The 20,837-nt window shown below is 73.1% G+C and carries 17 protein-coding genes; 9 read left to right on the top strand and 8 right to left on the bottom strand.

The annotated features are described in order from the left end of the window. Positions 1-19 precede the first annotated feature (19 nt). Entirely contained in the window at positions 20-2,734 is a 2,715-nt protein-coding gene (locus AB0946_RS38605; RefSeq protein WP_366765405.1) for a sugar-binding domain-containing protein, read from the top strand. Positions 2,735-2,779: 45 nt separating this feature from the next. On the opposite strand, the gene AB0946_RS38600 is transcribed toward AB0946_RS38605, so the two are convergent. Then, on the bottom strand, positions 2,780-4,225 hold the full coding sequence (locus AB0946_RS38600) for a hydrolase (RefSeq protein WP_366765404.1): 1,446 nt from the start codon (positions 4,223-4,225) through the stop codon (positions 2,780-2,782). A gap of 229 nt (positions 4,226-4,454) precedes the next feature. Between AB0946_RS38600 and AB0946_RS38595 the strand changes: the two genes are divergently transcribed. Further along, the gene (locus tag AB0946_RS38595; protein WP_366765403.1) at positions 4,455-4,718 is read left to right on the top strand and encodes a GlsB/YeaQ/YmgE family stress response membrane protein; all 264 of its coding nucleotides are present in this window, start codon (positions 4,455-4,457) and stop codon (positions 4,716-4,718) included. A 1-nt stretch (position 4,719) separates the two neighbouring features. On the opposite strand, the gene AB0946_RS38590 is transcribed toward AB0946_RS38595, so the two are convergent. Next, positions 4,720-5,496, bottom strand: coding sequence for a GNAT family N-acetyltransferase (locus tag AB0946_RS38590; RefSeq protein ID WP_366765402.1), 777 nt, complete (start codon positions 5,494-5,496; stop codon positions 4,720-4,722). 73 nt (positions 5,497-5,569) lie between these two features. Further along, a complete protein-coding gene (locus tag AB0946_RS38585) occupies positions 5,570-5,941 on the bottom strand; it encodes a MerR family transcriptional regulator (RefSeq protein WP_366765401.1) in 372 nt (123 codons plus the stop codon). Between the two features lie 60 nt (positions 5,942-6,001). On the opposite strand from AB0946_RS38585, the gene AB0946_RS38580 reads away from it, so the two are divergent. After that, on the top strand, positions 6,002-7,279 hold the full coding sequence (locus AB0946_RS38580; RefSeq protein WP_366765400.1) for an MFS transporter: 1,278 nt from the start codon (positions 6,002-6,004) through the stop codon (positions 7,277-7,279). Next, the gene (locus AB0946_RS38575) at positions 7,263-7,754 is read left to right on the top strand and encodes a nucleoside deaminase (protein ID WP_366765398.1); all 492 of its coding nucleotides are present in this window, start codon (positions 7,263-7,265) and stop codon (positions 7,752-7,754) included. The genes AB0946_RS38580 and AB0946_RS38575 overlap by 17 nt, the downstream gene beginning before the upstream one ends. 3 nt (positions 7,755-7,757) lie before the next feature. Here AB0946_RS38575 and AB0946_RS38570 read toward each other — a convergent pair whose 3' ends face one another. Beyond that, entirely contained in the window at positions 7,758-8,612 is an 855-nt protein-coding gene (locus AB0946_RS38570) for a GNAT family N-acetyltransferase (RefSeq protein ID WP_366765397.1), read from the bottom strand. A gap of 440 nt (positions 8,613-9,052) precedes the next feature. After that, positions 9,053-9,727, bottom strand: coding sequence for a chaplin (locus tag AB0946_RS38565; RefSeq protein ID WP_366765396.1), 675 nt, complete (start codon positions 9,725-9,727; stop codon positions 9,053-9,055). A gap of 283 nt (positions 9,728-10,010) precedes the next feature. On the opposite strand from AB0946_RS38565, the gene AB0946_RS38560 reads away from it, so the two are divergent. Further along, the gene (locus tag AB0946_RS38560) at positions 10,011-11,612 is read left to right on the top strand and encodes an alpha/beta hydrolase (protein WP_366765395.1); all 1,602 of its coding nucleotides are present in this window, start codon (positions 10,011-10,013) and stop codon (positions 11,610-11,612) included. Between the two features lie 148 nt (positions 11,613-11,760). Further along, positions 11,761-12,285, top strand: a complete 525-nt coding sequence (locus AB0946_RS38555) for a DUF4232 domain-containing protein (RefSeq protein ID WP_366765394.1) — start codon at positions 11,761-11,763, stop codon at positions 12,283-12,285. An 85-nt stretch (positions 12,286-12,370) separates the two neighbouring features. Here the strand turns inward: AB0946_RS38555 and asnB are convergent, their stop codons facing one another. Further along, positions 12,371-14,212: an asparagine synthase (glutamine-hydrolyzing) gene (asnB, locus tag AB0946_RS38550; protein WP_366765393.1), complete on the bottom strand. Its 1,842-nt coding sequence runs from the start codon at positions 14,210-14,212 to the stop codon at positions 12,371-12,373. Positions 14,213-14,681: 469 nt separating this feature from the next. Between asnB and AB0946_RS38545 the strand changes: the two genes are divergently transcribed. Together AB0946_RS38545 and AB0946_RS38540 are read left to right on the top strand one after the other, a co-directional pair. Further along, positions 14,682-15,776 (top strand): chemotaxis protein, encoded by a 1,095-nt coding sequence (locus tag AB0946_RS38545; protein WP_366765392.1) that lies wholly within the window; start codon positions 14,682-14,684, stop codon positions 15,774-15,776. A 66-nt stretch (positions 15,777-15,842) separates the two neighbouring features. Further along, a complete protein-coding gene (locus tag AB0946_RS38540) occupies positions 15,843-16,868 on the top strand; it encodes a Gfo/Idh/MocA family oxidoreductase (protein ID WP_366765391.1) in 1,026 nt (341 codons plus the stop codon). A gap of 69 nt (positions 16,869-16,937) precedes the next feature. Here the strand turns inward: AB0946_RS38540 and AB0946_RS38535 are convergent, their stop codons facing one another. Further along, a complete protein-coding gene (locus tag AB0946_RS38535; RefSeq protein ID WP_366765390.1) occupies positions 16,938-17,351 on the bottom strand; it encodes an SsgA family sporulation/cell division regulator in 414 nt (137 codons plus the stop codon). A gap of 347 nt (positions 17,352-17,698) precedes the next feature. On the opposite strand from AB0946_RS38535, the gene AB0946_RS38530 reads away from it, so the two are divergent. After that, a complete protein-coding gene (locus AB0946_RS38530) occupies positions 17,699-19,117 on the top strand; it encodes a SpoIIE family protein phosphatase (protein ID WP_366765389.1) in 1,419 nt (472 codons plus the stop codon). 48 nt (positions 19,118-19,165) lie between these two features. Here the strand turns inward: AB0946_RS38530 and AB0946_RS38525 are convergent, their stop codons facing one another. Further along, positions 19,166-20,662 (bottom strand): hypothetical protein, encoded by a 1,497-nt coding sequence (locus tag AB0946_RS38525; protein ID WP_366765388.1) that lies wholly within the window; start codon positions 20,660-20,662, stop codon positions 19,166-19,168. Between the last annotated feature and the right edge of the window lie 175 nt (positions 20,663-20,837).

The following is a 20,837-nucleotide window of genomic DNA, read 5'->3' as shown; positions in this document are numbered from 1 at the left end:
TACGAGGCTGGAGACCGCCGTGTTCCCTCGCCCCGCCCGCCGGCTCCCCATGACCGCCGCGCTCATCGCCCTGGTCGGCTCCCTGACCACCGGCGCCTGGGCCGGCTCCCCGGACGCGGCGGAGCCCCACCGGCCCGCCCCGATCACCCCTGTGCCCTCCGCCGCCGGCACCAGCACCCCGCTGTCCGGCTACGCCGTCCAGTCCACGGCGAAGGTGGCCGACTCGGCGGCGGACGTGTCCTCCCCCGGTTATCCGGCGCGGGACTGGTATCCGGCGGGACCGCGCTCCACGGTACTGGCCGCACTGCTGGCGAACGGCGTCTACGCAGACCCGTTCCACTCCACCGACCAGCAGAAGATCCCCCGGGCCGACTTCGAGGTGCCCTGGTGGTACCGCGCCGACTTCACCGTCCGGGACACCCGGCAGCGCACCTCCCTCGACTTCAGCGGGGTCGTCTCGGCGGCGGACGTCTACGTGAACGGCCGGCAGGTGGCGAAGGCCGCCGACGTGACCGGCGCCTACACCCACCACGAGCTCGACATCACCCCGCTGGTCAGGTCCGGCACCAACACGGTCGCCTTCCGCATCCGGCCCAACGACCCGCTCAAGGACCTGACCATGGGCTGGATCGACTGGATCCAGCCGCCGCCCGACCAGAACATGGGAATCGTCCGGGACGTCCTGATCCGCAGGGGCGGCCCGGTCGCCCTGCGCGACGCGCACGTGGTCACGAAGCTGGCGGTGCCGAAGCTCGACACGGCGGACCTGACCGTCAAGGCGCAGGCCCGCAACGACACGGACGCGCCGGTCACGGCGGAGGTCGGCGGCAGCGTCGACGGGACCGCGTTCCGCACGACGGTGTCGCTCGCCGCGCACGAGACGAAGACCGTCACCTTCTCCCCCGCCGACACCCCCGGCCTGCACCTGACGAACCCCAAGGTGTGGTGGCCGGCGGGCATGGGCGGGCAGCCGCTGTACGACCTCGACCTCACCGCCACCGTCGCCGGCACCACGTCGGACACCGCGCACGAGACCTTCGGCATCCGGGACGTGAAGGCCCCGCTGGACTCCCACGGCGCCCGGCAGTACCGGATCAACGGCCGCAGGCTGCTGATCAAGGGCGGCGGCTGGTCCCCGGACGAGTTCCTGCGCTGGGACCCCGCCTATGTCGAGGACCGCCTGAAGTACGCCCTGGACCTGGGCCTGAACACCCTCCGTCTGGAAGGCCACCTGGAACCGGACGAGTTCTTCGGCCTGGCCGACCGCTACGGCCTGCTCACCCTGCCGGGCTGGGAGTGCTGCGACAAATGGGAGGGCCAGGTCAACGGCAGCGAGAAGGGCGACCCGTGGACCGACGCCGACTACCCGGTCGCCCGGGCGTCCATGGCCGCCGAGGCCGCGCGGCTGCGTGACCACCCGAGCGTCGTCTCCTTCCTGATCGGCAGCGACTTCGCCCCCGACGCGAAGATCGAGAAGACCTACCTGGACGCCCTGGAGTCCGCCGACTGGCCCACCCCCGTGGTCTCCTCGGCCTCCGACCGGTCCTCCCCCCGGCTGGGCGGCTCGGGCATGAAGATGACCGGCCCCTACGACTGGGTGCCGCCCGGTTACTGGTACGCCAAGCGGGAGGGCGGGGCGACCGGCTTCAACTCCGAGACCAGCGCGGGCCCCAGCATCCCCACCCTCGACACCCTGCGCCGCATGATGACGCCCGCCGAACTCGACACCCTGTGGAAGGACCCGGACGCCAGGCAGTACCACCGCTCGCCGTCCCCCGTCTTCGGCACGCTGAAGATCTACGACGACGCCCTCGCCGGCCGCTACGGCGCCCCGACCGGTCTCACCGACTACGTCCGCAAGGCCCAGCTGGCCCAGTACGAGAACGTCCGCGCCCAGTTCGAGGCGTACGGACGCAACGCGACCGACCAGGACCGGCCCGCCACCGGGGTGATCCACTGGATGTTCAACAGCGGCTGGACGTCCCTGCACTGGCAGCTGACCGACCGCTACCTCGACCAGAACGGCTCCTACTACGGCGCGAAGAAGGCGAACGAGCCGCTGCACATCCAGTACTCCTACGACGACCGCTCGGTCGTGGTGGTGAACAACCGGCCCGGCGCCGCCGAGGGCCTCACCGCGCGGGCCACGCTGTTCGATCCCGACGGCACGCAGAGGTACGACAGGACCGTCACCAGTGTCGCGGTGGACGGCGGCGGGGCGCACGGCACACCGCTGACCCTGCCGTCCTCGGTGAGCGGGCTGGCGCGGACGTACCTGCTCCGGCTGGTGCTGACGGACGCGGACGGCACGGAGGTGAGCCGGAACGTGTACTGGCTCTCCACCCGGCCCGACACCCTCAACTGGAACGGCACCACCTGGTACCACACGCCGACCACGAGCTACGCCGACCTGAAAGGGCTCGCCTCGATGGCGCGGGTGCCGGTGACGGCGACGGCGACCACGCGGGCCTCGGACGGCACGGCGACCACGACGGTGACCCTGCGCCACGGCGGAAGCGGTACGACCCCGGCGCTGCTGACGGACGTGCACCTCGTGGACGAGCACGGCAAGCCCGTGCTGCCGGTGCGCTGGTCCGACAACGAGGTGAGCCTGTGGCCGGGCGAGTCGGTGACGCTGACCGCCACCTACCGGACGGCCGGCCTGCGCGGCTCGGCACCGGCCGTGCGGATCTCCGGGTGGAACACGCCGGAGCGGACGGTGCCGGCGGCCTGACGCCACAGGGGGGTGGACCTTCGCGGCCCACCCCCCTGTCCCGGTTCAGCTCACGGTGAGCGCGGTGTCGTCGAGGACGAACGACGTCTGGAGGGTGGAGCCCTCGGTGCCGGTGAACTTGATCGTCACGGTCTGGCCGGCGTAGCTCGCGAGGTTGAAGACGCGCTGGGTGTAGCCGCTCCCCGCGTTGAGGTTCGAGTAGGTCGCGAGGGTGGACAGCACCGTTCCGCCGCTGCCCAGGACCTGCGCCTTGAGGGTGTCGTAGGCCGTGGAGGTGGTCGTCTCGGCGGTGTCGACGTGGAGGTAGAAGCTCAGGGTGGCACTCGCGCAGCCGGCGGGGATGGTCACCGACTGCGCGAGGGTGTCGGTGCGGGCCGAGCCGTAGCCGTCCAGCCAGGCCTTGTAGGAGCCGGTGCGCGCGGCCTCGCCGGTGTCGTTGGTGATCACACCGCTGGAGGCGGTCCAGGAGGTGGCGCCGGACTCGAAGCCGGGGTTGGCCAGGAGCTGGGCGGACGTGCAGGTGCCGCCACCGCCTCCGCCTCCGCTGCCGGTGCCGCTCGCGCCGGACAGCCACTCGGTGGCGTTGAGGGCGAGGGCCGCGTCGGTGGCGGAGGAGTCGTTCCAGCCGTCGTAGAGGGTGTTGCCGGACTGGCCGGTGCCGTCGTCGATCGGGGAGCTGTCGCCCCAGAACGCCACCCGGCCGCTGCCGAAGGTGCTGGTGGCGAAGAAGACGCCGGTGTTGCCGGAGTAACCGGTGCGGTGGAGCAGGCCCTTGACCGACGGGTTGTCGGCGGGCTTGAGGGTGGCAGTCGTACCGCTGGCGATCAGGCTCTTGGTGACGGTGCCGAAGGAGCCGTGCAGCACCGGGTCGGTGCTGTCGCTGATCGCGGCCGGGTGGTCGGAGCTGATGCTCAGCGAGTCGACGGAGAAACCGAACGGGTCGGTGGAGTCGACGCTGTTGTTCGTCATCAGGTCGTTGAGGATCTCGACCGCGTCGTAGCCGTCGTTGTTGCGGTCGGCGCCCGTGTGGTCGGAGATCATGAACAGGCCGCCGCCGTTCTTCACGAAGTTCATGATCGCCGTCTTCTCGGCGCTCGTGAACGGCGTGTTGGGTTCCGGCAGGACCAGCGTGTCGAAGTTCGACAGGTCGGTCGCGGACGTGCCGCCGTAGGCGAGGCTGGAGCCCGACGGCAGCGTCTTCAGGCTGTAGCCGCCGGTCTTCTGCAGCGCCACGCCCCACGACGACAGGGCGCCGGTCCAGTCCGTCTCCGCGGACGGGGTGGAGTCCTGGCCGAGCGGGTCGGGCTGGCTGGTGGAGATGATCCAGTCGGCGTTGCCGGCCGTCTCGGCATGGGCGTTGTCGAACAGGACGCGGTGCGTGGTCGCCGCGTGGGCGGGGGTGCCGGTCTGGAGGGCGGCTGCGGAGACCAGCAGGCCGAGGCCGGCCAGGGCGGTGGTGAATCTGCGGCGGGATCTCCCGGATCCGGGCATCCGTCGAACCTCCGTGAAGGGGCGGGGAAGAGGGCGGTGGGGGCGCCAAGTCTGCGCGCGTAGAGCCCGCTTGAGGTTTCTACACGCGTCGAACGGTTGAAAGGTACATGGCATGAAGCGGTGGTGAACAGAGGCTTCCGGAGGCAACCGGGGCGGAGTGGCTGCGTTCACAGCGGGCACATGCCACGTCAACGGGGGCCGTCAACAAGACCGTCAAGGAGGGTCGGCCATGGAGATCTCGGGCATCATCAGCGCCGTCGTCATCGGCCTCGTCATCGGTGTGCTGGGGCGGCTGGTCGTCCCCGGGCGGCAGCACATCGGGATCCTGTGGACCATCGTCGTCGGCATCGTGGCCGCACTGCTGGGCTCGGCGATCGCCGCCGGGCTGGGGGTCGCCGACACGAAGGGGCCCGACTGGATCGAGTGGCTCATCCAGATAGCCCTGGCGGCCGTCGGAGTGGCAGCGCTGGACCGGAGCCAGGCCCGGCGCTGAGTCAGCTCTCGTGGAGGTAGGGCGTCGTCGTGCTCAGCGCGTGGAAGCCGAGCCGGCCCAGGATCGGGCGGCTCATGGACGAGGCGTCGACGTGGACGTAGCGGTAGCCCCGGGCGGCGGCGACGCGGACGCGGTGGGCGATCAGGGCGCGGTAGATGCCCCTGCCCCGCCAGGCCGATACCGTGCCGCCGCCCCACAGCCCGGCGAACCGGGTGCCGGGCACCAGCTCCATGCGGGCGGCGGCGACCGGCTCGCCGCCGGCGAGGGCGGCCACGGCGACGACCGTGCCGGGGTCGGTGGCCAGGCGGGTGAGCAACCGGTGCCGCAGCCCGCCGCCGTCGGTCCCGAAGACCCTCTCGTGCACGTCCACGACGAGGTCGACGCCGGCCGGATCGGTGGCCTCGACGAAACGGACGCCTGCCGGTGGCGCGGTGTCCAGCGGCAGCTCGGTCACCTCGGCCACCATCAGTGTCTCCGCGGGCTCGGGCCGGAATCCGGCGGCGAGCAGCCGGTCGCCGAGATCGGCCGGCTCGTCGTGGGCGTAGAGCTTCCACTCGAAGTCCAGTCCCAGACCGCCGAAGTAGGCGATCTGGTCGCGGACGGCCCGGTCCGCGTCCGCCGCGTCCAGGCCGGACCAGAGCACACCGTTCCAGCCGTGCGCGTCCGCGACCTGGCGCACCACCCCGCCGGCCCGCTCGATCCGGGCCCCGGGTCCGTCGGGCCGGGCACCCTCGCGCAGGTCCCGGTCGTACACAGCGAGCACTGAGGCGTGATCCATGGCCTCACTCCAGCACGGCGGCCGGGCGGAGACAAAGCATTTACCGGGCGGCCCGCAGGAAACCGACAGGACGTCAGCGGCCGTCAGGCCGTACCGCCGCCAGGTACGCGGTGAGGCGGTCGCGGTTGCGGGCCAGGCAGTCGATGCGGGACTGGATGCGGTCGATGTGCTCCCGCAGCAGGGCGGCCGTCTCCGCCGGCACGTCCTCGGGAGCCGGCACGAGATGCTCCGGGCCGCACAGGTACGGCAGGATCGCGCGGATCATCTCGGTGGTCAGGCCGGAGTCCAGCAGGCCGCGGATCTGCCCCACCCGCGCGACCGCGGACTCCGGATAGCTGCGGTAGCCGTTGCCGGTGCGTTCCGGATGGAGCAGGTGCTGCTCCTCGTAGTACCGCAGCAGCCGGGCGGGGACGCCCGTACGGCGGGACAGCTCACCGATCCGCATGCCGGCCTCCCCGAGCCACGCTTGACCTTCACACTGATGTGAGGCTTCGACCATGGTGGCATGACCCTGTCCTCCCAGGTCAAGGGCGGCCGCCTGCCGTGGTCGGGGCTGCTCGCCCTGTCCTGCGCCGCGTTCACCGCCGTACTGACCGAACTCCTCCCGGCGGGCCTGCTGCCCGCGATGGCGCCCCCGCTGGGGGTGGCCGAGTCCCGGATCGGTTTCCTCGTCACCGCCTACGCCGCGGCCTCGTTCGTGGCCGCCGTCCCGCTGACCGCGGCCCTGCGCGGGCTCCCCCGGCGGCCGGTGCTGTGCGGCACGCTGCTGGCGTTCGCCGCGGCCGACGCGCTGGTCGCGGTGTCGTCGTCGTATCCGCTCACCGTCGCGGCCCGGCTGCTGGCCGGGGCGGCGGGCGGCACGCTGTGGGCGATGCTCGCCGGGTACGCGGCCCGGATGGCGCCGGCCGAGCGGCGCGGCCGGGCCGTCGCGGTGGTGCTCGCCGGGATCACGCTGGCCCTGGCGCTGGGCGTGCCCGCCGGCACCGCGCTCGCCGAGGCGGTGGGCTGGCGGGCCGCGTTCGGCACGCTCGCCGTGGCCGCCGTGCTGCTCGTGGGCTGGGTACGGCTGCGGGTGCCCGGCTTCCCGGGCGAACCCCCGCACGCGCGCCTGCCCCTGGCCCGGGTCGCCGTACGCCCCGGGATCCGCCCGGTGCTGTCCGTCACGCTGTTCCTGCTGCTGGGGCACCAGATGATGTACACGTACATCGCCCCGTTCGCCGCGCACGCGGGGTACGGCCGGACGGACGTGCTGCTCGCGGTGTTCGGCTCCGCCACGGTGGCCGGCGTCTGGCTCACCGGCCTGCTGGTCGACCGGAAGCCGCGCCTCACCCTGCTCACGGCGCTCGCCCTGGTCGCGGCCGTGCTGCTGGTACTGGGCCTGGGCGCCCGGGTGCCCTGGCTGCCGGTCGGCGCGATGGCGCTGTGGGGTGTGGCCTTCGGCGGGGCGCCCACGCTGATCCAGACGGCGCTCGTCGGCGTGTCGGGGCCGGCCGACGCCGATGTGGCGACCTCCTTGCAGACCACCGTGTACAACGCGGGCATCGCCGCCGGGTCGCTCAGCGGCGGTCTGGCGCTGGACGCCGCGGGCGCCGGGGCCCTGCCGTGGACCGCGCTGCCGCCGGTGCTGCTGGCGCTCGTGACGGTCGCGGCCGGGCGCCGGTACGCCTTCCCGGCGCGGCGGCCGGCCGTCGCCGCCGGGACGAACGCGCCGGCCGGGGTGGCCGTGACCTGCCCCGCCGGAGATCATGCCGTGAGGAGGTGGGCCGATGGTACGGGACAGTGAGCTGCGGTACCTGCGCCGCTGTGTGGAGCTGGCCGAGGAGGCGCTGGACGCCGGTGACGAGCCCTTCGGTTCGGTGCTCGTGGCCGGGGACGGGACCGTGCTGGCGGAGGACCGCAACCGGGTGGCGGGCGGGGACCGCACCCGGCATCCCGAGTTCGAGCTGGCCCGCTGGTCGGCCGCGCACCTGACGCCCGCGGAGCGCGCGGCGGCGACCGTCTACACCTCCGGCGAGCACTGCCCGATGTGCGCGGCGGCGCACGCCTGGGTGGGACTCGGCCGGATCGTGTACGTCGTCTCCTCCGTCCAGCTCTCCGGTCTGCTGGCCGAGTTGGGCGTGCCCGCGTCGCCGGTGCGCACGCTGCCCGTGCGGGACATCGCGCCCGACGTGGCCGTGGAGGGGCCGGTACCGGAACTGGTGGACGAGGTACGGCAGTTGCACCGCCGCTTCCACGCCGGGAACCCGGGACGCGCCTGACGGTCAGCCGAGTTCGAGGGTGGTGACGCCGAACACCCGCTCCCGGGCGTACGCGCGCACCGGTCCCGTGTACATACGGGCGGTCTCGAACGACGGGCGCAGGCCCGCCTCTTCGGCGAGGGCGACGGCGGCCGCGTTCGGCTCGGGGACGTCGATCGCCACCTCGCTGCCGGCCACCTCGGCGGTGAGGGCGGCGAACAGGGCCCGGGCGTCGTCGGCGGTGTCCGCGAAGAGGGGGCCGACGCGCAGGGTGTCGTGGCCGGGGCGGAGCACGCCGTAGCCGGTCGGGCGACCGCCCTGCGTACGGACGACGGCACGGTGGCCGGGCGTGCGCAGCCACTCGGCGAGGAAGCGGGGGCGGTCGGCGGGGTGGCAGGCGCTGTCGTAGGCGGTGAGCGCGGCCAGGTCGGCGGGTCCGGCCGGGCGGACGCCGGCGGGTGTGCCGCCGCCGGGGGCGGTGCCGGTGAAGCGGATGGTGCGGTGGGCGGGACGGAAGCCGGACTGGCGGTAGTTGGCCTGCTGGGCGACGACTCCGTCCAGGCCGACGGTCCGGTTCCCGGCGTGGGCGAGCGCGGTCTTCCACGTGGTGAGCCCGTGCCCCTGGCCGCGCAGGTCGGGGCGGACCAGGTAGCAACCGAGGAACGCGTAGTCGGGGCCGTGGTTGACGACGGAGATGGCCGACACCGGCTCCCCGTCGATCCGGCCGAGGAAGAACCCCTCGGGGTCCTGCGCGAAGAACGCGGGCCCGTCGGACAGTCCGGGGTTCCATCCCTCCGCGGCCGCCCACCCGCTGATCACCGGCCAGTCGCCGAGGGTGGCCCGCGTGACGACGAGGTCGTGGGGGGTCGCAGGGGTCATCGATGCGCTCCGTCTTCCGTCGGGTGGGGCTGTCCGCACGGCACGGGCGTCCGCCGGCCGTCTGCGGCATCCTTCCGGATCAAGGCAGGCCGCGCCATGGGGAGATCGGCCGATGCGGCCGGACTCCGTCCCACGCTCGGGTACGGAGGGGCGGGCCACCTCGCGGCAGGGGGCCGGGGCGCGGGGACCGCCCGGACCGGGGGGCACGACACCTCCGGCCGACCGGGCTGCGGGCGTGCGGCACCGCTGCTCCGTTCGACCGAGGAGCCGTGGATGCCGCCCCTCCCCTGCTCGGCCGCATGAGCCCCGCACCCCGTGTCCGCCGCGGCGCTCACCGCCTCCCGCGGAAGTTCGGCGCCCCGCAACCTTGGTCCGGCCGCCCCGCGGCTGACGGCACGGCCCCACCGGGCCGGGGTCCGGTGGGGCCGTGCGGGGGTGGGTCAGTGGGGGCGGCCCGGACGGAAGCGGCGGTACAGGATCGCGCCGGTGAGCAGGAGCGCGGCACTGCCCGCGACGGCCGGGGCCGTCACGTCGGCTCCCGTGTGCGCCAGCGTGGAGGTCGCCGGGTGCGGGGCGGGGTGCGACCGGACGGGGGCCGGCGGCTTCGGGGCCCGGTGCCTCGGGGCCGGTGGCCGCGTCGGTTCCTCGCCGGGGCCGTTGACCGACTGGTTGCCGTGGGCCGGGTTGCCGACGCCGACGCCGTCGACGCTGTTCCCGCTGACGTTGATGGGCAGGTCGACGGGAAGCTGGACGCCGTTGCCCGAGAGCACGCCGGGCGAGTCCTCGGCGCCGCCGTGGGCGGAGGCCCCACCGGACGCGGCCGACCCCGCGTCCTTCGCCGTGCCGTCGCTCTTGCCGCCGCCGGTGTTGGCGCACGCGTTGCCCGCGGCCGGATTGAGCAGCCCCACGACGTCCACCGTGTTGCCGCAGACGTTCACCGGCACGAGCACCGGCAGCTGGATGCCGTTGCCGGAGACCAGCCCGGGCGAGCCGGCCGCCGAGCCCTGGGCGTCGGACCCGCCCGCCGCGAAAGCGGTGGACACCGGCAGCGCCACGGCCATCGCGCCGGACGCGGCGGCGACGGCGATCACACCGTTTCGGGTAGCCCGTCTCATAGGTTCCCTGCCTTCCAGACTTCATCGCGAGCACTCACCCGCACCACCTAGAACGGAGCCGAACCAATCGGAGTTATGGCTAATCGGTCTTTCACCCCATCGAGCGGCACGGTTATCGAACTGCATGTAAAGCCGCCGAAAGATCACCAACGGGGCATGGAGGCGCGGAGAGTACACCGGCCGCAGCCGTCCCGCCCGCCCGGAGGCGGGCCGTCCGGGGCCCGCTTAACCTGTTCCGAGGGCGCCGTCCCCGGTCCGCGGCGGGCGCCCCGGGAGGCGAACGATGCTGGCCAAGCTGTCCACACGGCCCGCCGTCCGGCGCTGCGCGGGTGTCTCGGTCCTCGTCCTGGCGCTGCTCGGAGCCGGGCTGCCCGCGGCTGCCGCCGACCAGCCGCAGCCCGACCTGTCCCGGTTCTACCGGCAGAAGCTCACCTGGACCGCCTGTCCGGGCACGGACACCCCGGAAGACCTCCAGTGCGCGAAGGTCACCGTCCCCCTCGACTACGCGCGACCACGCGCCGGCACGCTCGACGTGGCGCTGGCCCGCTACCGCGCCAGTGGGACGTCCCGGGGCTCGCTGCTGCTGAACTTCGGTGGACCGGGCGGCGCCGGCATTCCCGCGCTGGCCGCCGAGGGCAAGCAGTTCATGGACCTGACCAACGGCTACGACCTGGTCACCTTCGACCCGCGCGGGGTCGGCCGGTCCTCCCCCGTCAGCTGCGGCGACGACGGCCTGGCCTCGGCCGGGACGGAGAAGGAGACCGACGTCAGCCGTCCCCAGGCGCTGTTCAAGCAGTTGCGGCAGACCGCCGACCAGTGTGCCCGGTCCTCCGGCCCGGTGCTGGCGCACATCGGCACCGTGAACGCCTCCCGCGACCTGGACGTCATCCGCCAGGCGCTCGGCGACGGCCGGCTCAACTACCTCGGCTTCTCCTACGGCAGCCGGCTCGGCGCGGTGTACGCGGCGCAGTTCCCCGGCAAGGTAGGCCGGGTCGTCCTGGACGGCGTGGACACGCTGACCGAGTCGCCGGCCGAGCAGGGAGTGGCGGGAGCCGCGGGACAGCAGACGGCGCTGGACGACTTCCTGGACTGGTGTGCGACGGACCGCGGCTGTCCGTTCGGGCAGGACCGGCGCAGGGCCGGGGACCAGGTGGTCCGGCTGGTGCGCTCGCTCGACGAGAACCCGGTGCCCACGGACTTCGGCGGCTCGTTCTCCGGCCAGGACCTGGTGGGCGCCATCGGACAGGGCCTGTACAGCAGGGAGCTGTGGCCCTCGCTGGAGCGGGCGCTGGCCTCGCTGATCGAGGACGGCGACACCCGGCGCGTCCTGGCCTTCGCCACGGGCGGCATCGGCCTGCCCCGCGAGCGGCACCGGGCGGACGGCGGGCTGGCCGACACCGAGGACGTCCCGGCGGACAACCTGCCGGCGGCGCTGATGGCGATCAACTGCGCGGACGATCCCGACCGGCCCACCGCGGCACGGCTCACCAAGGACCTGAAGGACCTGCGGGCCGCCTACGACCAGGCGTCACCGGTCTTCGGCCGCTACCGGCTCACCCAGCTGCTGCTGTGCTACGGCCGGCCCAAGGGCACCGACTTCATCCGCGACCGGGTGAAGGACGTGCACACGGCGAAGATGCTGCTCGTCGGCACGCGCGGCGATCCGGCGACGCCGTACCAGTGGACCGTGGAGACGGCGCAGCGGCTCGGGCCGTCCGCCGTGGTGCTGGACAACAAGGGTGAGGGCCACACCGGGTACTCGTCCTCCACGTGTGTGCACCGCAAGGTCAACGACTTCCTGCTGTACGGCTCGCTGCCCGCGAACGGCAGCTCGTGCCCGGCCGACGCGATCCGCCGGAGTGTCACCCCGGACAGCGGCGGCTGAGGGCCGCACGCCACCGGATGTGGCGCATCCGGGTGAATGCCGCGCACCGGGGCAACCTCCCGGCCGCGCCGGCCGTCCCCTTCGACAAGGGGGGTCCAGGCCGCCGTACCCCGTCCCATCCCGTACCTGACCGCGACAGGAGCCCGTCATGCGCATGCGTGCCGTCATCGCCGTACCCGCCGCCTCGGCCGCCGTGGCGGCCCTGCTGCTGACCGCCCCGCAGAGCCAGGCCGCCACCGGCCAGGACCTGCCCGCGCGCTGCGCGGAGCAGGCGCTGACAATCCGGGCGAAGGCCGTGAGCGGTCACCCGACCGTGCTGCGCACCAGCGTCACCAACCGCGGCCCGCGCGCGTGTGTCGTCGACCGGGTGCCCACGGTGAGCTTCGGGGACCTGGACGGCATCGCGTTGCCGGTGCCGGAGGGCGGCGCGGGCGGCTACCGGCTGGCGGCGGGCGGCACCGCGTACGCCGACGTGCGGACCATCGCCGACCCGGCGGACCCGCAGGCCCGCCGGGTGGTGGGGGTCGGGGTGGCGGCGGCGGCCGAGCACTGGGGCCGCTCGTTCACCGCGGGGCGGCTGGGCACCGGGCGCCGGGTGCTGGTCTGGGAGCCGGTGACCACGTGGTGGCAGCGGTCGGCGGCGGCCGCCGACCGTGCCATCGGGCTCGGCTGACCGCTCAGTGCCTCTCGTTTGGATCATGCCGGGCTCGCGGGGCCTGGCACCGCTTCCTGATCCGGCCTGATCCAAACGGAAGACCCTAGTCGAGCACCAGCTCGGGCGAGTAGAGGTCCAGCCACGCCGCTAGGTCCAGGGTGCGTTCCAGGCCCCGCCGGGCCGCCTGGGTGCTGACCGGCGCCTCGCGTTCGGCGGCCTGCCGGACCCGTTCGCGGTCGACGAGGTCGAAGACGCGGTGGGAGGGCCGGGCGAGCAGCTCCTTGGTCTGCTCCTGGAGGGCGCGGGCGTAGCGGGGGTCCTGCGTGGACGGGTACGGGCTCTTGACCCGCTCGTACACCGAACGCGGCAGGACGTCCGCCGCCGCCTCCCGCAGCAGGCTCTTCTCCCGGCCGTCGAAGGACTTCAGGGCCCAGGGCGTGTTGTAGACGTACTCGACCAGCCGGTGGTCGCAGAACGGCACCCGGACCTCCAGTCCCACGGCCATGCTCATACGGTCCTTGCGGTCGAGCAGCATGCGCACGAAGCGGGTCAGGTGCAGGTGGCTGATCTGCCGCATCCGGTACTCGAAGTCGCTCTCGCCGTCCAGCCGGTCGATGCCGGCGACGGCGGTGCGGTAGCCGTCGGCGACATAGCTCTCCAGGTCCAGGGACTTGACGAGGTCGGCGCGGACCACGCCGGCGTCCTCGCCGAAGTGGCGGCTCATGGTCGTCAGCCACGGGAAGGCGTCGGCGCGGCGCGCCTCCTCGTCGAAGAACTGGAGGTAGCCGCCGAAGACCTCGTCGGCGGACTCGCCGGACAAGGCCACCGTGGACTTCTCCCGGATGGCGCGGAAGAGCAGCAGCAGGGAGCTGTCCATGTCGCCGAGGCCGGACGGCAGGTCGCGGGCCCGGATGACCTGGGCGCGGACGGCGGGGTCGGCGAGGGCCTCGGCGTCGAGCACGATGTCCTGGTGGTCGGTGCCGGCGAGCCGGGCCACGTCGTGCACGAAGGGCGTGTCGGGGGTGCCGCGCAGTTCGTCGGCGACGAAGTTGTCCGTCTGGCCGACGAAGTCGACGGCGAAGCTGCGCACCTTCTCGCCCTGCGCGGCGAGCTGCCGGGCGGCCAGGGCGGTCATGGCGCTGGAGTCGAGCCCGCCGGAGAGCAGGGTGCAGCGCGGCACGTCGGCGACCAGCTGGCGGCGCACGATGTCGTCGAGGAGCGAGCGCACGGTGGCGATGGTGGTGTCGCGGTCGTCGGTGTGCGGTCGGGTCTCCAGGCGCCAGTACACACGGGTGGACAGGCCGGAGCGGTCGACGGTGACGACCGTGCCGGGCTCCACCTCGCGCATGCCGTCCCAGAAGGCGTGGCCCGGCGTCTTCACCATGACGAACAGCTCGCGCAGGCCGTCCAGCGTGACACGGGGCCGGACCAGCGGGTTGGCGAGGATGGCCTTGGGTTCCGAGCCGAAGAGGACACCGTCGGCGGTGGGCTGGTAGTAGAACGGCTTGATGCCCATGCGGTCGCGGATCATGACCAGCTTGTCGACGCGGCCGTCCCACACGGCGAACGCGTACATGCCGTTGAGCCGTTCGGCGACGGCGTCACCCCACTCCAGGTAGCCGTGCAGCACGACCTCGGTGTCGGAGTCGGTGGTGAACCGGTGACCGCGGTCCGTCAGTTCCCGGCGCAGCTCGGTGAAGTTGTACGCCTCGCCGGAGTAGACGAGGGCGACGGTGCCCTCGGGGGTCGGCAGCGACATCGGCTGACGGCCGCCGGGGAGGTCGATGATGGCGAGCCGGCGGTGTCCGAGGGCGGCGGGGCCCTCGGTCCAGGTGCCACGGTCGTCCGGGCCCCGGCAGGCCATCGTCTCGGTCATCGCATGCAATGTGGTGCCCTCGGCCGTCAGGTCACGGTCGAAGGAGACCCACCCGGTGATGCCGCACATGCGCTACCTCCTGCCTCCGGCTGCCCGTCGGCCCCGCGTTCACCTGCGCTTCCGCGCTCGCGGAGAACCCTCCGGCCAAACCAGTTGTATCGAGCACCTATATGACGAGCGTCCGTCAGCCGGTCGGCCGAGTCAACGCGGCCGTAACACGGCGCACGCGTCCGCCCCATGGTTTCGGCCGCGTTTTGCCTCAGCGAAATCCGCGGGCAGGCCCGCCACCGGGCATGGGGCGACACGAACCGGCCACAGGCAAAAACTTCCTCAAGCGGCCCGGGCGGCACGCCCTCGCCGCGCCTTCGCGGTCAGAAACGGATCCAGCACCCGGGTGGGGCCGGCCGGGCTCCGCGGTGATCGGCCACGGAGCCCGCGTCACCGCCGCCCAGCAGGGCTCCCGGCGGTGGTCGACAGGCGTGTCGAGGCCCGGATTACCCCGAATGCCGTAATGGTGAATCCGCCCTATCGTCGTGTCATGGAGCACGCACTGAGTCCCGTGACCCTTGCCGAACTGCGGCGCCCGCGCCCCTATCCGGCAGTCTCCGTACTGACGCCGACGCACCGTCGCGAACGCGGGAGCGGCCAGGACCCGGTCCGGCTGCGCAACGCGCTGACCGAGGCGCGCAGGCGCCTGGAGTCCGACCCCGCCGTCACCCGCGAGCGGCGCGCCGACGTCGTGGCACAGCTCGACCGAGCCCTCGCGGAGGTCGACCTGACGCATGCCGAGGACGGGCTGGTGATCTTCGCGGCGCCGGGTGAGCACCAGGTCTGGTCCCTGGCCCGGACCGTCCCCGAGCGGGTGGTGCTGTCCGACACCTTCCTCACCCGCAACCTGGTCGCCGCACACACCGCCGAGCGGCCCTACTGGGTGCTGTCCGTCTCCGCGGACCGCGTCACCCTGTGGAGCGGCGGCCCGGACCGGGTCGTGGAGGAACACTGGGGCGGCTTCCCGCTGGAGCGCAGACGGGAGAACTTCGACGCGGAGCGCCAGATGCGGATCGGCGATCTGCCGAGCACCTTCCGCGACGAGGACACCCGCCGGTTCCTGCGCGAGGCGGAGACCGCCATGAGCGCGGTGCTGCGCGAACAGCCCCGGCCGCTCTACGTCATGGGCGAGCAGGCGGCGCTGTCGCTGCTGGACGAGGTCGGCAGCGTCGCCAAGTGCGCCGTCCACGTCCCGCGCGGCGGCCTCGGGCACGCCGGCCCCGACGCGGTCTGGCAGGCGCTGCGCCCGGTCCTGGAGGAGGAGTCCCGCAAGGACACCACGGCCGTGGTGGAGGAGCTGGTCTCGGCGCGCGGTCACCGCAGGTACGCGGCCGGGTTGGACGAGTTGTGGCAGAGCGCCCGGGAGGGCCGGGTCCGGCTGCTGGCGGTGGAGGAGGACTTCCGGGCCACCGTCCGCGATCTCGGCGAACATCTGGTGCCGGCCGAGCCCGGCGACCTGGACGCCCGCGACGACATCGTGGACGAGATCGTCGAGCAGTGCCTGGAGACGGGCGCCGAGGTGCGCTTCGTGCCCGACGGCGCGCTCGGCGACGCCCATGGCATCGCGGGAGTGCTGCGGTACTGACCCCAGGGGCCCGCCCGTGCGTCGGCGTACGCTACGGCGTGATCGTCGGCGTAAGGGAGCGCACGCATGGGTGACCTGCTGGGTGTGGCGGTACTGGGTGCCGGGCACATGGGGGCCGATCACATACGACGGCTCGACCAGGTGGTCAGCGGAGCCAGGGTCGCGGCGGTGGCCGACCCCGATGCCGAGCGGGCCGCGTCAGCGGTGGCCGGGCTCGACGGGGTCAGCGTGCACACGGACCCGGTCGCCGCGCTCGACGCGCCCGGTGTCGCGGCCGTCCTGATCGCCTCCCCCGGCCCCGCGCACGAGGAGGCGCTGCTCGCCGCCTTCGCACGGCGGCTGCCGGTGCTGTGCGAGAAGCCCATGGTGCCGGACTCCGCCGGTGCCCTGCGGATCGTGGAGGCCGAGGCGGCACTCGGCCACCGGCTGGCACAGATCGGCTTCATGCGCCGCTTCGACGCCGAGTACCGGCGACTGAAGGCCCTGCTGGACGGCGGCGCCCTGGGCCGGCCGCTGATGCTGCACTGCACGCACCGCAACGTCTCCTCCCCCGCCGGCTTCACCAGCGCCATGCTGATCAACAGTTCCGTCTCGCACGAGATCGACGCGGCCCGCTGGCTGCTCGGGCAGGAGCTGACGGCGGTCACCGTGCTGCGGCCCACGCCGGCCTCGGGCGCGCCCGAGGGCCTGCTCGACCCGCAGTTCGTGCTGTTCGAGACCGAGCGGGGCGCCCTGGTGGACGTGGAGGTCTTCGTGAACAGCGGCTTCGGTTACCAGGTGCGCTGCGAGGCCGTGTGCGAGGCGGGCAGCGCCCGGATCGGCGACGAGCACACCATGGTGGTCACCACCCGGGGCGGCGCCCGGGAAGAGGTGGCGCAGGACTATCTCGTCCGCTTCGCCGACGCCTACGACCGTGAGGTGCAGGCGTGGGTCGACGCCACCCGGCGCGGGGAGGTCACCGGGCCGGACGTGTGGGACGGCTACGCGGCGTCCGCCGTCGCCGAGGCGGGGGTCCGCGCGCTGGAGACGGGAGGCCGGGTGGCCGTCGACCTGGCCCCGCGACCGGACCTGTACGCCACCGCGGGCCGCTGACGCCGGGACGCGGGCGGCCGGGGCCGGCCGGCCGGCGGCCGAACCGCCGCCGCTCGGTGAATCGCCGCCTCACACCCCGCCGAACAGCGCGCTCAGCCCCCGCTCCACCACGCCCGCCACGTCCTCCTGCCCGCCCGCCACAACCTCGTACGTGCGCACCAGGAACCGCCGCAGCGACGCCGCCGGGAACAGCAACAGCGCCATGCCGTGCGGCGAGTGGAACTCCACGACCGTACGGGCCCCGCCGTACGGCCATATCTGCACGTCCCCGTGGCCGGCCGGGGCCCGCAGCCCCTGGTCGAGCAGGGTGCGCGCGAAGGTCCAGGTGACCTCCTCGCCGTTCAGCGCGGCCTCGGCCGGGAAGTCCACGAACACGGCGAGGGGGTCGTCGGCGGTGTACCGCAGCGTGGCGGACACCGGGACCTCCTGGTCCTGGGCGGTGACGAGCCGGGCCTCGGCGAGCTGTTCGACGGTGATGTCCATGCTCTTTAGGAGTCGGCGCGGCCCTGTCACATGCCGCCAATTCCGGTCAGACTTCGGCAGGTACCGGCCGCTCCGCATCGCGATGGAACACACAAGCGTCGAACATGTGCTTGAACCCTCGGGCCGGAGGACATCGACTGGCTCAACTCGCGTATCGGTGCTACGACTTGCCCCCTCCACCGCGTACGCCGTTCGTCCCCCTGAAACCCTCCGGGAAGACTCTGGCATATGCCGGAAGCACCACCGTATCGTGTGTTGCCGAATCCCTTACAGGGCGTCGCGGGCTGTGCGACAGTCGTAGCGGTCCCTCGTCGTCCCCGTCGTACCGTCCCGCATCGGAGTCCGTCATGCCGTCCCCAGTCTCCGCGGACCGCCCAGCCGCCCAGCCGCCCGGGCGCGGCTCGGTCGAAGCGCTGATCACGCAGGCGCGGCGGCTCAAAGGCGACGTGGACGCCGTACGGCGGGACACCCGGAGCGACGGTACGGACCCCGAGGAGCGCTGGCAGCGCGCCCTGTGCGACCTCGCACTGCACCAACTCGACGATCTGGACGCCCACTTGGCCCAGCTGCGGGACGGTCCGCAGCCCGCTCCGGCGGAGCCCGCGGCACCGCCCGCGCCGGCCGCCGCCCCGAGCGGCTCGCTGCTCAGCCGCGTCGGCAGCGCCGAGTGGGATCTGCTGACGGACGAGGCCACCTGGTCCGGCGAGCTGTACCAGATCCTCGGCCTGGACCCGGCCCGTCCGGCCCTCACCCTGGACGAGCTGCCCAGCCTGGTCCTGGACGAGGACCGGCCGAAACTCACTGCCATGGTCACGGACTGCCTGGTCGACGCCAAGCCGATCGACGGCGAGTTCCGTGTCGTACGGCCCGACGCCTCCGTGCGGACCGTGCACATGATGGGCGAGCCGGTGCTCGGCGCCGACGGCGGGACGACCTCCATGTGGGCCGTGCTGCGCGACGTCAGCGAACTGCGCCGCAGCCAGCTGACGGTGCGCGAGACCCGTGACTCGCTGCACCGCCACCGCCGGCGGGAGCAGACCGAACACCGGATCGCGGCAGAGCTGCAGGAAGCCGTGCTGCCGCCATGGCGCGGCTCCCTGCGGCTCCCGCGCCAGGGGCCGGGCGCGCTGGACCTGGCGGCCCACCGCCTCCCGGCCGCGACCCCCACACTGCTCGGCGGCGACTGGTACGACGCCCTGGAACTGACCGATGGCCAGACGCTGCTCAGCGTGGGTGACCTCACCGGACAGGGCGTGGCCGTCGCCTCCGGCATGGCCACGCTGCTCGGTGCCGTACGCGGGATGGCGATGACCGGCACCGACCCCGGTCACCTGCTCACCCTGCTCAACCAGTTACTCGACACCACCGTGCAGCCCGCCCTCGGCAGCGCCGTCTGCTGCCGCTACCGGCCCGAGACCCGCACACTGCTCTGGGCGCAGGCAGGACACCCCGCCCCGCTGCTGTACCGCGACGGGACGGGGCGTGTGCTGAACACACCGGACGGCGTCCTGCTCGGCGCCTCCTCGGGCGCCGTCTACGGCCAGTCCGTCCTCACCCTGCGACCGGGCGACCTGCTCCTCCTGCACACCGACGGGCTGCTGTCGGGCCACGACAGGACGGCGGCCGCGGACCGGCTGCTCGGCCTCGCCCCGCGGTTCGGCGCGGCACGCACCGCGCAGGACTGTGTGCGCACGGTCGTCGAGGAGTTCGGTGGCGCCGGGCGCGAGGACGACGCGTGCGTGCTCGTCGCCAAGGTCACGACCTGACGGTCACCCCATGTGACCGGCCTCCGGGGCCGGTCGGCGCACAGGCCCCTATGCCCGTGCGCTGTTGCCCTCCCCCTTGCTCCTCGGCTTGGGCAGCGCGAGCCGGATCTCCTCCCGCAGCTCGTGGATCCTCGGGTAGCCGGCGTACTCCGCGGTCAGCCGGTACATCTGCCGCAGCCGGTCCCAGGTGCGCCGGGAGGAGTTCGAGCCCATCGACATCAGGGCCAGCCGGGCGTAGCGGTCGGCCTGTTCGGGGTCGTCCGCGATGAAGCAGGCCGACGCCATGGACAGATGGTCGAAGATCTTCGACCGCTCCCGCCCGTCGACGCGCAGGGCGAGGGCCTTCTCCGCGTAGTGCTGGGCGTGGGCGGCCGCGCCCGGGTCGAACTCCGCCAGCGTGCGGTACGCGAGCGCCTGCATGCCGTACAGATCCTCGTCCTTGAAGGTCTGCATCCAGTCCGGCGGTTCCACGTCCTGCCGGTCGGAGACGAAGAGGTCCTCCGCCCGCCCGAGCGTGCGGCGCATCGCCTGGCCCTTGCCCATCGACGCCTGCGCCCAGGCCTCGATGGTGTGGAACATCGCCTTCGTCCGTGGCTGCAGACGGTCGCCGGCGCCCGACTGGGCGAGCTTCATCAGGTCCAGCGCGTCGTCGGGCCGGCCGAGATGCACCATCTGCCGGGCCGCCCGGGACAGCGCCTCACCCGCGCGCGGCCGGTCACCGCCCTCTCTGGCGGCGTGGGCGGCGATGACGAAGTACTTCTGCGCCGTGGGCTCCAGGCCGACGTCGTGCGACATCCAGCCCGCGAGGACGGCGAGGTTGGCCGCGACGCCCCACAGGCGCCGCTGGAGGTGGGGTGGATGGTGGTAGGCGAGCATGCCGCCCACCTCGTTGAGCTGGCCCACGACCGCCTTGCGCTGCAGCCCGCCGCCACGGGCCGCGTCCCAGGCGCGGAAGACCTCGACCGAGCGCTCCAGCTCCTCGATCTCCTGGGACCCGATCGGAGCGGCCTCGTAGCGGTCGAACCCGGCGGGGTCGGCGTTCAAGGGGTCGTCGAGGACAGGGGCGTCGGCCTTCAGGGCCGGGTCGGTGTGCAGCCAGTCGCGCATGGCGCTGCTGAGTGTGGATCCCGCGGCGAGCGCGGCACCCGCGCCCACCAAGCCGCGTCGGTTGAGCATGAGGTCCATTCCCGTGAATTCGGTGAGGACCGCGGCGGTCCGTTCGGGCGCCCACGGCACACCGTCGGGATGTTCCTCGATCCCGTCGCTCTGCCGTTTCCCCGTACGCCCGTGCCGCACCAGACCTAGGTCCTCGATGGTCACGACACGGCCGAGACGCTCGGTGAACAGGGCCGCCAGCACCCGCGGCACCGGATCGCGCGGGATCTCTCCCATGTCGATCCACCGCCGCACCCGGGAGGTGTCGGTCGCCAGCTGGGGGTGGCCCATGGCCGCCGCCTGCCGGTTGACCAGCCTCGCGAGTTCGCCCTTCGACCAGCCGGCCAGGCCGAACAGGTCCGCAAGGCGGGTGTTGGGTTGTCCGCTCACGTCAAGCCCCCAGGTTCTCGGCTGAGTTGACAGTAGCCCGGTGCAAGTTGCCGGGCGACTATTCGCCACGGTTCGCCAGGGTCCGCCAGATGGTGTGCCACCGGCGATCGGGTGTCAGGTAGGAACGCGCCACCCCGACCCGGTCGCCACCCGCATATGACGGCCGTATACGGCG

The organism is Streptomyces sp. NPDC046870, assembly GCF_040704595.1.
GTDB lineage: Bacteria > Actinomycetota > Actinomycetes > Streptomycetales > Streptomycetaceae > Streptomyces > Streptomyces argyrophylli.
Note: the sequence above shows the minus strand (reverse complement) of the source record. Positions and strands in the feature narration are given on the sequence as shown.

Coding starts and splice junctions, on each gene's coding strand:
- AB0946_RS38600 (WP_366765404.1), bottom strand. CDS start 4,225: ATGCCCGGATCCGGGAGATCCCGCCGCAGATTCACCACCGCCCTGGCC.
- AB0946_RS38595 (WP_366765403.1), top strand. CDS start 4,455: ATGGAGATCTCGGGCATCATCAGCGCCGTCGTCATCGGCCTCGTCATC.
- AB0946_RS38590 (WP_366765402.1), bottom strand. CDS start 5,496: ATGGATCACGCCTCAGTGCTCGCTGTGTACGACCGGGACCTGCGCGAG.
- AB0946_RS38585 (WP_366765401.1), bottom strand. CDS start 5,941: ATGCGGATCGGTGAGCTGTCCCGCCGTACGGGCGTCCCCGCCCGGCTG.
- AB0946_RS38580 (WP_366765400.1), top strand. CDS start 6,002: ATGACCCTGTCCTCCCAGGTCAAGGGCGGCCGCCTGCCGTGGTCGGGG.
- AB0946_RS38575 (WP_366765398.1), top strand. CDS start 7,263: ATGGTACGGGACAGTGAGCTGCGGTACCTGCGCCGCTGTGTGGAGCTG.
- AB0946_RS38570 (WP_366765397.1), bottom strand. CDS start 8,612: ATGACCCCTGCGACCCCCCACGACCTCGTCGTCACGCGGGCCACCCTC.
- AB0946_RS38565 (WP_366765396.1), bottom strand. CDS start 9,727: ATGAGACGGGCTACCCGAAACGGTGTGATCGCCGTCGCCGCCGCGTCC.
- AB0946_RS38560 (WP_366765395.1), top strand. CDS start 10,011: ATGCTGGCCAAGCTGTCCACACGGCCCGCCGTCCGGCGCTGCGCGGGT.
- AB0946_RS38555 (WP_366765394.1), top strand. CDS start 11,761: ATGCGCATGCGTGCCGTCATCGCCGTACCCGCCGCCTCGGCCGCCGTG.
- asnB (WP_366765393.1), bottom strand. CDS start 14,212: ATGTGCGGCATCACCGGGTGGGTCTCCTTCGACCGTGACCTGACGGCC.
- AB0946_RS38545 (WP_366765392.1), top strand. CDS start 14,682: ATGGAGCACGCACTGAGTCCCGTGACCCTTGCCGAACTGCGGCGCCCG.
- AB0946_RS38540 (WP_366765391.1), top strand. CDS start 15,843: ATGGGTGACCTGCTGGGTGTGGCGGTACTGGGTGCCGGGCACATGGGG.
- AB0946_RS38535 (WP_366765390.1), bottom strand. CDS start 17,351: ATGGACATCACCGTCGAACAGCTCGCCGAGGCCCGGCTCGTCACCGCC.
- AB0946_RS38530 (WP_366765389.1), top strand. CDS start 17,699: ATGCCGTCCCCAGTCTCCGCGGACCGCCCAGCCGCCCAGCCGCCCGGG.